Annotated in this window: 10 protein-coding genes; 8 read left to right on the top strand and 2 right to left on the bottom strand. The window is 57.3% G+C overall.

All coding sequences use genetic code 11. The features are described from left to right. Nucleotides 1–10 precede the first annotated feature (10 nt). On the bottom strand, nucleotides 11–793 hold the full coding sequence (locus AC1DWG_RS27615) for a siderophore-interacting protein (RefSeq protein ID WP_477763955.1): 783 nt from the start codon (nucleotides 791–793) through the stop codon (nucleotides 11–13). Next, entirely contained in the window at nucleotides 790–1,362 is a 573-nt protein-coding gene (locus AC1DWG_RS27610) for a PadR family transcriptional regulator (RefSeq protein ID WP_477763954.1), read from the bottom strand. Before AC1DWG_RS27610 ends, AC1DWG_RS27615 begins: the two co-directional genes overlap by 4 nt. 568 nt (nucleotides 1,363–1,930) lie before the next feature. Between AC1DWG_RS27610 and AC1DWG_RS27605 the strand changes: the two genes are divergently transcribed. The 8 genes from AC1DWG_RS27605 to AC1DWG_RS27570 all read left to right on the top strand — a co-directional run bounded on the left by AC1DWG_RS27605 (nucleotide 1,931) and on the right by AC1DWG_RS27570 (nucleotide 10,276). Continuing rightward, nucleotides 1,931–2,431 (top strand): CS1 type fimbrial major subunit, encoded by a 501-nt coding sequence (locus tag AC1DWG_RS27605; protein WP_477763953.1) that lies wholly within the window; start codon nucleotides 1,931–1,933, stop codon nucleotides 2,429–2,431. Between the two features lie 116 nt (nucleotides 2,432–2,547). Next, nucleotides 2,548–5,070, top strand: coding sequence for a CS1-pili formation C-terminal domain-containing protein (locus AC1DWG_RS27600; RefSeq protein WP_477763952.1), 2,523 nt, complete (start codon nucleotides 2,548–2,550; stop codon nucleotides 5,068–5,070). 37 nt (nucleotides 5,071–5,107) lie between these two features. Then, on the top strand, nucleotides 5,108–6,343 hold the full coding sequence (locus AC1DWG_RS27595; protein ID WP_477788629.1) for a hypothetical protein: 1,236 nt from the start codon (nucleotides 5,108–5,110) through the stop codon (nucleotides 6,341–6,343). 60 nt (nucleotides 6,344–6,403) lie between these two features. Further along, a complete protein-coding gene (locus tag AC1DWG_RS27590) occupies nucleotides 6,404–7,147 on the top strand; it encodes a molecular chaperone (protein ID WP_477788628.1) in 744 nt (247 codons plus the stop codon). 54 nt (nucleotides 7,148–7,201) lie between these two features. Then, nucleotides 7,202–7,678 carry a CS1 type fimbrial major subunit gene (locus AC1DWG_RS27585; protein WP_477788627.1) on the top strand — a complete coding sequence of 159 codons (477 nt, stop codon included), beginning with the start codon at nucleotides 7,202–7,204 and terminating at the stop codon, nucleotides 7,676–7,678. A 103-nt stretch (nucleotides 7,679–7,781) separates the two neighbouring features. After that, nucleotides 7,782–9,002, top strand: coding sequence for a hypothetical protein (locus AC1DWG_RS27580; protein ID WP_477788630.1), 1,221 nt, complete (start codon nucleotides 7,782–7,784; stop codon nucleotides 9,000–9,002). Between the two features lie 11 nt (nucleotides 9,003–9,013). Continuing rightward, complete coding sequence (locus tag AC1DWG_RS27575) at nucleotides 9,014–9,337, top strand: hypothetical protein (protein WP_477788626.1); 324 nt, start codon at nucleotides 9,014–9,016, stop codon at nucleotides 9,335–9,337. Nucleotides 9,338–9,625: 288 nt separating this feature from the next. Beyond that, a complete protein-coding gene (locus tag AC1DWG_RS27570; RefSeq protein WP_477788625.1) occupies nucleotides 9,626–10,276 on the top strand; it encodes a hypothetical protein in 651 nt (216 codons plus the stop codon). Nucleotides 10,277–10,283: the final 7 nt, after the last annotated feature.

Here is a 10,283-nt window from a genome sequence, read left to right as displayed (position 1 = left end):
CGCGAGCAGATCACTCCTCGTCGCTGTTCCCCAATTTCCAGTACCCAACCGCCTTGACGAACTGCTCGTCCAGCCCATGCTCATCGAGCAACACCCGACGAATCTGCCGCGACACTCTGCTCTCGGTCGCCACCCATGCGTACAGGCTGCCGGTTGGCACCTGGATCTGGCGCACGGTGGCCAGCAGATTGTCCTTGCCACCTTCACGCAGCACCCAGATCACATTGACTTCGGCCGCGCTGTGCAGCACTTGCTGCTCCTTGCCGTTTTCCACTTCCACGATCACCAACGCACGACGGTGGGCCGCCAGGCCTTCCAGGCGTCGAGCGATGGCGGGCAGGGCGGTTTCGTCGCCGATCAGCAGGTAACTGTCGAAGATGTCCGGCACGATCATCGAGCCCCGCGGCCCGCCGATGTGCAGGAATTGGCCGGGTTTGGCCTGTTCGGCCCAGGTCGAGGCCGGGCCGTCGCCGTGCAATACAAAATCGATGTCCAGCTCCAGGGCATCGAGGTCGTAGCGGCGCGGGGTGTAGTCGCGCATCTCAGGCAAGGGACCGTTGTCCTTGCCGGCGCCCAGTACCAGGGTTTCCAGGGCCGCAGCTTGCTCGGCATTCTGCGGGAACAACAGTTTGACGTGGTCGTCCGTGCCGAGGCTGACGAAGCCTGCCAATTCAGGGCCGCCCAAGGTAATCCGGCGCATGCGCGGGGTCAGGTCGACCACGCGCAACACTTCCAGGCGACGGCGTTTGATGTCGTGCATGACACGGGCAATGGTGGTGATCACTTCAGTCATTCGGCGTTCTCCTGAACGGGTTGAACGGCAGGGCCGTCGACGATGGCTTTGGCCGTGTTGTTGAGCAAGTCGCGTACACGCAGGATTTCTTCCGGGCTCCAGCGGCCATGGTGCATGTGCAAGGCATGGCGCAAGTTATGCACCGCTTCGTGAATTTCGACGGGGCGGTCGTGGCCGCGCAACGAACGCTTGCTGACGTCGATGCGCATGCGCACGCCGTCCAGGGCAATCGCCTGTTCACTTAAAGACAGACGTCCGGCGTCGGTCACGCTGTAACGTTTTTTTCCACCTTCGGCATCGCCCTGAATCATTTCGCTTTCTTCCAGAAAGGTCAGGGTCGGGTAAATCACGCCAGGGCTTGGGCTGTAGGCGCCGTCGAACATGCCTTCGATCTGGCGGATCAGGTCATAGCCGTGGCAGGGCTGCTCGGCAATCAGTGCCAGCAGCAGCAGTTTCAGGTCGCCAGGTGCGAAGACCCGCGGTCCACGGCTGCCACGTAAACGTCCCTGGCGATTTTCGAAGCCGTCGTGGCCGTCACCGTGCTCGCGATGGGGGTGATGCTCTCTCATATTCTCGTCCTCTCTTCGACTTTAGATATAACTTAAGATATATCTTGTGAAAAAGGCAAGGGGGGGCGGGACGAGAGCAACCCAGGACGTGAATCGAGCGAATGAATCGATTTTGGTCGGACCATGTAACACTTCTAAAATGAAACAACGGCGCGATTCAGTATCTGTCTTATTAGTCAGGGCTCGAATAGTCTGTTGTCGGCCTTTGTTTATTGGGTGTGTACTACTCGTCCTACAGAAGTTGAAGGGTGTCCAAGTGCTGTATGGGATTTTAAGTCAATCTGTTTGTAGGTGAGTACTTACATACGATAGGTTAACTTGTTGGTTTTATTTGTTTTTTCTCGATATTTAGACTTCATTTTTCCTACGCTATCCGGTGAGAAATCCTACTTACTTTCATTGGGGATTAGTCGAATATGCCCCGGCGTTGAAAGCCCAAACAAATAGCTATTTTGGCTCCAGCCAATAGTAATGGCTTGTCAGCGTCTATTCGTTAATAGAAAGGGAAGTCTCGGCTTTGTTCGAACTTTTAATTGTCCGGCCCATTTAAAATAACAGGTATCTACCCATGTTCAAAAAAATCGCAATCGCTACTCCTCTGGCCGTTCTGGCACTGAGTTCTTCCATGGCTTTTGCAGCAGGTGAAGCGCGTCATTCCATTAATCTGGTTGCATCGGTTCCAACCAAGGTCTTTCACGTACTGCCGGTGGATCCGGATCTGATCATCAAAGATCAAGTGTTGAGCTACAACCCGGTTTCCGGTGATCTGAGCACTTTGCGTGCGCAATTCGACACCAAAAACACCAATGGCTCGATTGCCGCCAGCCTTGAAAGCGAAGCGTTCCTGTCCAACGGTGTAGACACGGATAAGGTTCCCTTGACTGTGTCGTTCAATGGCAAAGCGCTGAACCATACGGCGCCAGTGGAAGTCGTCGGCGAAGTCGAGTCCACTCCGGGCAAGCGTGTCGATCTGGTCATTGCACCCACCAAGCCAACCACTGGCGGCTACAAGCCAGGTGAGTACACCGGTGCGGTCACCATGATCTTTGATGCCGTGCCAACGCCTTGATGTCTTGAATGCTTGTGGGCGCAAAGCTCACAAGACATCAAAAACCGGTCGGCAGTCTCCCCCTGTCGACCGGGTTTTCTACAGCGTTAACCGTTCATTCTCAGAGTATTCCGTTCATGTTCCCGATGACTCCCATCGCGGCCGCGCTCGCACTTTTTTTTTGCGCAAGTGCACTGGCCGCGCCAACTGACAATGGCACGACGCCTCGCAGTTTGCTCGCTCAGGCCAAAGGTTTGCCGTCCGAGTTCGAAGAACACTTCTTCGATGTGCCTTTGGCGGTTCGGGTGGAACTTGATCAACAATTTCTGGGTGAGGCAATGATCGTATTGTCCCGCGATGATCGCATCACCCTGCTTGAGTTTGCCGATGTCAGCGACAGCAACATTCCCGCCAGCGAGCGTGAAACCTGGGCCGCTTACCTGCAAAAAGGCGTGGCCCTTGGCGCCTGCGAAGGCAGTTGCCCGGCGCAGATGCTGGCCGTGCATTACAACCTTCAGAATTCATTGGTGTCGATTCTCACTGAAAATGCCGAGCGCGACACTGAAACCAAGCGTTATTACCAGCAGCCAGAAGGCGGCAGCACGGGGTTGATCCTGCGCAACCAGCTGAACCTCAACGGTGGCCAGGATCAGGATCTGGGCGGGCGATATGGGCTGGAGGCCAGCAGCAGCCTGGGCAGCTGGACCCAGAATCTGAATATGCAGCTAGCCCGTCTGGGCGGCCCGGATGACAAGCTCTATCACGCGATCTACGAGCTCTACAGCCAACGTGAGTTGGAGGGCAGTTTTGTGCGCCTGGGTTATTTCACCCCCAACTCCGAAGGCCTGAGCCGCCAGCCACGTTCGTTCGGTGCCAGCCCCGACACGGCCGTGGGCCTCATGTACGGCAGCTCCGACAGCCTGGCGATCAACAGCCCCAAGCCCAGCGTTTACCCGATTTATGTCACTGCCAACCGTCAGGCCTCGGTGGAGATTTTTCGCAATGGCTTGCTGATCAATACCCAACCGGTCGATGCCGGCTTGCAAACCCTGGATACCCGGCCCTTGCCCGGCGGGATCTACGAAGTGGAAGTGCGCTTGATCGAAGACGGTCAAATCACCTCCACCACCCAGGAGCTGGTGTACAAACCGAGCAACTGGCGCAACTACGATGAGCGCTGGCGCTACAACCTGTTCGCCGGGCAGGAAAGCAAGCTGTTGAGCAACTGGGATGAGCAGGCCTACGGCGACATGACCGCCGGCGCCGCCTTCAACTACCTGCTGCATCCACGGATCATTCTCGGAGTCTCGGGGCGCCAGGTTCGGGACACACTGCAATATGGCTCGTCGGTCGATTGGACCTTGGCTAACAACACTAGCCTCTTCGCCAACGTGTATCAGACCCAGGACCATGGCACCGGTCTTGATGTGCAAGCGATGTACAACTATGGCACCGGAAGCGTATTCGCCACCCATAACCGCAGTTGGCTGGACACCACCAAAATCTTCGAAACCCTGCCCGATGGCACTCGGGTGCGGCAGCGCAATGTGTTTGTCGGCCAGACCAGCACTTCGTCGTTGTCGGTGAATCATCGGGTCAGCAGCAGAAGCTCGCTCAACGGGCGGATCTCTCACACCGACGGTAACAGCGAAGGCGTAGGCCTGGATCTGGGCTGGACCCAGCGCACCCAGCTGTTCGGCAGCGATGCCAACTGGCGGTTCTCGGTGTTTGACCGGCCCGGCACCTTCAGCAGCGGAGACCAACGTAACCGTGGCTTCGACCTGACCGTCAGCCTCGCGCTGGGCGGGCCGGGCGAGCAATGGTCTGGCAGCATCGGTTCGCGCACTTCCCGTGATGGCGGCCGCGACAACAACGCTTCGCTCGGCTACCGAAAAGACCTGCAGGACCATGTGCTGCAAAGCGTGTCGGCCACCGCGATTACCGACACTTACGGCATCGGCCTTTCCAGTCAGGCGAACTTCCAGACCGAAGCCATCAACGGCGATGCCTTCGTCCAGCGTTCGTCGTTCAATGGCAACTACACCGGCGGGTTGAACCTGGACAGCACCGTTGCCATGGGCGGCCAGCACGTCGTCATGACCAGCCAGCATCAAGGCAGCGGTGCCGGGATGATCATCGACGTCGAGTCCGACCTCGATGAAATCGCCCTGCGCGCCGACGACTTGAGCGGCGGCAGCGCCAGCTTGCGACCGGGGCGCAACTTCATCCCGATCACCGCCTACAAGAGCAGTTCGGTGAGCTTCGACTTTGAAGGTAACCACCCGCCAGCGGCGAGTATCCAGCCGGCCCGCACGAGCTATCACCTGAACAAGGGGGGTGTGGACTACCGCAAAATCACCATCAGCAAAACCCTGACCGTGCTCGGCCGCCTGGTCGACCCCCAGGGCAAACCGCTCAAGGGCCACCACATCATCAACCACGCCAGCCGCGGGGTCAGTGAAGTGGACGGGTTCTTCTCCATGGAAATGAACGCCGGGTCGCCGACCCTGGAAGTGCGTTATGGCAATCAGTTGTTGTGCCAGTTCCGGCTAGACCCGAGCAGTGCGCGCAATGAGAACGATGTGTTGATGATCGGGGATTTGCGTTGTACGCCGGATACCTTGGCGGATGCAACTTATAAGGCCGAGGCAGCGGGTTGAGCCTTTATAAAATGGACAGGTACGGGATGTTCAAAAAATGCTGATCCGATTGACGCTACTGTGTTTGGGGTTGGGGCTCTTTGTCGCGCCTGTTGGTGCTGAAGTTGTACGACTTAGTGCTGAGTTCAAACCGGACCCGTCGAAACCTAATAGTAATGAATTCAAGAATACGACACCGAATAGTGGGTTTTGCGAGAGGTATGAAGCCGATTGCAAGCGATGGCAGATCTTCAGCATCGGTACCCTGATCGAACTGCATGCTGATCGCGCGATTCCTGCCAGGCATACCGATCCCCGTCAAGGCGCGATGTTTAATGTAGCGGCAGGTTGGAAAGATGTTCCCGTCTTTGACACTCACGGTATGGAGTCAGGCGTGGTGCAGGTACGAATCGCCGGCATCGGCGGGGAATACCGGCTGAGTGAGAGGATTCAGCAGCTGATTGGTAGAGAACTCCCCACTTATAGCGCTCACAATGCGCTTTGGTGGGAAGGCAGCTGGGATGCCGCCCCGAGACCCTGCCGCGACGGGCCTGGGATTAACGCCGATGACTGGAGTTCTACCTTCTTCTGGATCACTCCAGTCGAAGGCGTGTGCTCGAAGCAGGCGGTCTACGATATCCCGGAGTTTTCCTATAAGAGTTTCGACTTCGCGTACCAACTGCGGACCCCCAACCCGTTGAAAATGGCGCCGGGCGTCTATACGGCAACGACACTTTATACCGTTGGCCCGGGGGCGGACTTTGACATGGGGAATATCATGCAGCCCACGGACGGCGCTATTCAACTCGACTTCACCCTGACGGTCGACCACGTATTCAATATAGAAATTCCACCGGGCGGCAATAAAGTCGTCTTGGTGCCGCAGGGCGGTTGGCAAGCCTGGCTGAATCAAGGCCGAAGACCAACGCGTTTGTTTCGCGATCAAACCTTCAATATCTGGACCTCTGCACCGTTCAAGATGAGCATGGAGTGTGAGCATTATGCAGCCAACAGTACCTGCGCTTTACAGGACGATAAAAACAATCAAGTGCCGGTGGATGTATCGGTGAGTTTACCCAGCGGTTTGAGCGACGCTGGACAGCAAACGGTAAGCCGCCGCCGATTACGGGTAGATGGTATGGGGACCGAAAGATTCGAGCCCGCCCTGTATGTCGTTCGCAAACCCGGAACTTTGCACTTTGAAGTGGGCAAAGGTGCCGTGGAAGAGATGTTACAGCGCGACAGTCTTGGCTATTCAGGCGACATCACGGTTATTTGGGATTCACAAATTTAATCGGCACTTGAGCCGCAGCGTCTCGTGCCCGCTGTCTTTTAATGAATGAGGTTAAGGAATATGAAACGCCTGTTGGCATTATTCGGTTTTTATCTGCTTTCTCAGGCGGCTCAAGCCGGGCCGCAGATCAATGTCGGGGTGGTGTATGACTACCTCGATGGCGATAAAAGCACCTACCTGAAACGGGTCTTCAACGGTGGCGACAGCACCGCCTTCGTCAAGGTCAATATCCTCGAGATCGTCTATGACGCCGATGGGAAGGCACGGGAAATCCCGCTGACCTCTCAGGCCGACGCCAGCGCCCGTGATGGCTTGATGGCCAGTCCGGCCAGGTTGATCGTGCCGGCCAATGGCATGCAGGGTACGCGGTTGTTGTACATGGGCGAGCGCGATAAAGAGCGTTACTTCCGCGTGCGCTTTGTTCCGGTAGTACCGGAGAAAGAAGATGAGTTCGCGGTGTCCACCGAAGAACGCGAAGACTACAAAAAAGGCCTGTCGGCCGGCGTTAACGTACTGGCTGGCTACGGCACAGTGTTTTTCGTGCGACCCAAGGAGACACGCTTTGACAGCGTGATCGATAACGGCACGGCCAACTATCAAATCCGCAACAACGGCAACACGGTGGTGGTGATCGATGAGTTCAAGGACTGTTCAGTGAAAAGCGAGCAGGAGTGCCAACCCACTACCAAACATCACATTCTTGCCGGTCGGACTTTCCAGTTCGATAAACAGCCAGGCCGTGAGTACCGTTTCAATCTGGTTGAGGGCACACAGACCAAGAGCCTGCGCGTGGCAGGGAAATAACAGTGAAGGCGCTTTTGACCTCAACCCAATGGCCTGCAAGCAACGGTGAAGAAAATGCTTCGTAAATTAGTCATGACGACCGTGTTGGTGATGACATCGGCGTTGGGGCCTGTGGCATTGGCCGCACGCTTCGTCGAGCAGTTTGAAGTGTCGGTCACCATTCCGACGGCGACCTTTTATGTACTGCCTGTCGATCCGCAACTGCTTGAGCGCGAACAGCGCTTGAATTGGAACCCGGTCACTTCAACGCTCAGCCCGCTGCGCGCCAACTTTGATGTGAAGAATATCAATGGCGGGATATCGGCGCGCCTGAGTGAGCGTGCGTACTTGTCCAATGGCCAGGACGAGATCGACTTGAACGTGGCCTTCAACAAAGTCCCCCTGACGATGGACAGCCAACCGGTGGTGGACGACGCCCGGCCGGGCCGCCGGGTGATGCTGGAAATCGCTGCGCTGGAAGGCCCGGACGGCTTCAAGGCCGGCGACTACCACGGCACCGTGCATATGATTTTTGAGGCGATGAGTCCTTGAAAGGGCGTCACCGTATCTTCAGGGGATTTCAATGATGGTAATTATGAAGCGCTTTAGTGGCTGGGAAGGGCGAGTGCGATGGGGCGTTTGTGGGTTGTTGTGGGTGTTGTCCCTGCCGTTGTATGGGGCGTCGGTGGAGGTGACAGCGCGTTTTCGTCCTGATCCGGCCAACCCCATGGTTAACCAGTTTGAAAACACCACGCCGAACCGGGGCGTCTGTGCCGCAAACGCCTCGTATTGCAAGCAACATGGGCTGTCGAGCTTGAATGTGCCTTTGAGCTTCCGGACCGAAGTACCGATCCTGGCCCGGCACAGCGAGCGCGAAGGTCCGATGGTCAAGGTCCCGGCCAACTGGCGGGCGTTGAACGTGGTTCATGAGGCAACGGGTGAAACCCGACAATTGAAAGTACGCATGGCAGCGTTCGGCGCCTCCTACCGGACGCCCATCCCCATCGCCGACATTATTGGTGAGGGCGGCACCTGGCTGGACATCAATAAAAAGCTATGGGGAGGTCGCGTGGCACAGAATGCCAGGGCACCTTGCCTGTCGACAACGGTATATCACGCGACCTATGCCAATGGGGGGTACTTTTTCTGGCGCACGCCTGTCGGAGCCGAAGCTGCTTGTCCTTTGCAATCGGCTTTCGACATTCCGCCCGGTTTCCGATTTGCTGACGGCGGCCTAAACCAGGTGAACTTCGGGTATCAGATCGAAGCGCCCGACCCTCTATCAATGTCCTCGGGCATCTATACCGGCAAGATCGCCTATACGGTCGGACCGAATATGGACATCGACATGGGGGACGTATTACTACCCACCGATACGCTGTTCGAGATCAATTTCACCCTGACGGTCGAGCACACGCTCAAGGTCGAAATCCCGCCCGGCGGCAACCGTATCCAATTGGAGCCCCAGGGCGGCTGGCAAGCCTGGCTCAATCAGGGCCGCAAACCCGCGCGGTTGTTCCGCGACCAGACCTTCAACCTCTCGGCCAGTTCACGTTTCAAGATGCAGCTTGAGTGTGGCACGGGCCAGATTGGCGATACCTGCGTCATGAAAAACGCCGCCGGTGACCAAGTGCCGCTGGAGGTACTGGTGAGCTTGCCCAACGGCCTGACGAATATCGATGGCGGCGCGGTCAGCCGCCTGCCGCTAAGGGTCAGCGGCGCGGGGACCGAGCTGTTTCAACCTTCCTTCTATGTCGACCGAAGGCCTGGCACCTTGCACTTCGAAGTGCAAAGGGAAGGTGTGGAAGAAATGCTCAAGCGCGAGGGCGATACCTGGTCGGGCACGGTGTCGGTGATCTGGGATTCGGAGGTATGAGGATGTTTGGCATGAACGTATCAGGCGGCAACTTGGATAGTGTGATCAGGCAGGTATGCCGCCGACTCTGGCTGGCCTTCCCAGCGGCGCTGTTTTCTTTATCGGCCCATGCGCTCGAGGTCGAGTTCAAGGCATCGTTTCGCCCGGATGCGGGCAATCCACTGAAAAACGAATTCACCAACAATACGCCGCCGAGCGGTTACTGCGCCGACCGTCCGACCGAGTGCAAGCTCAGTTTCCGCCTGCCATTGACCTTTCGTTCCCGCGCGCCCATCGAGCCCCATCACGCGGACTTCCGTCAAGGCGCCACACTCAAGCCACCTGCCCTTTGGTGAACGTTGACAGTGGTCAACTCGGCCACGGGTGATGAAACGGAGGTGGAGGTGCGAATTTCCGGAATCGGCAGCACTTACCAGCTGAGCCAACCGGCGACGGAGCTGGTGCCGGAGGCGGGAAGCATGGTTGCAGCGCACTATCAGTTGTGGGGGGTGAGTTGGGTCAATGCGCCCGCGCCTTGCCGGTACAGCGGTATTGGGTTGGTTTCGCCCCGTAGCTATAAGTTTTTCTGGAGAACACCCGTTGAAGGGTTCTGTTCGAAGTTGGCCCGGTACCCGATACCTGCAATGGAGTATCAGTACCTTGATGTGGCGTATGAACTGCGCACCCCTAAGCCTCTGGAAATGGACGCCGGTATTTACACCGGCAGTATTTCCTACAGCGTGGGGCCGTTCAAAGACTTCGATATGGGCGATGTGATGCTGCCCAGCGACGACAACATTATCTTCAACTTCACCCTCACGGTGGAGCACACCCTCAAGGTCGAAATCCCGCCCGGCGGCAATCGCATCCAATTGGAGCCCCAGGGCGGCTGGCAAGCCTGGCTCAATCAGGGTCGCAAACCCGCGCGGTTGTTCCGCGACCAGACCTTCAACCTCTCGGCCAGTTCACGTTTCAAGATGCAGCTTGAGTGTGGCACGGGCCAGATTGGCGATACCTGCGCCGTGCAAAACGCCGCCGGTGACCAAGTGCCGCTGGAGGTACTGGTGAGCTTGCCCAACGGCCTGACGAATATCGATGGCGGCGCGGTCAACCGCTTGCCGCTAAGGGTCAGCGGCGCGGGGACCGAGCTGTTTCAACCTTCCTTCTATGTCGACCGACGGCCTGGCACCTTGCATTTCGAAGTGCAAAGGGAAGGTGTGGAAGAAATGCTCAAGCGCGAGGGCGATACCTGGTCGGGCACGGTGTCGGTGATTTGGGATTCGGAAGTGGGTTGAAAGCAGA

It is taken from the genome of Pseudomonas sp. P4_B3, from assembly GCF_056402295.1.
The sequence above is the reverse complement of the archived record's forward strand: the minus strand, read 5'-3'. Positions and strand labels throughout refer to the sequence as shown.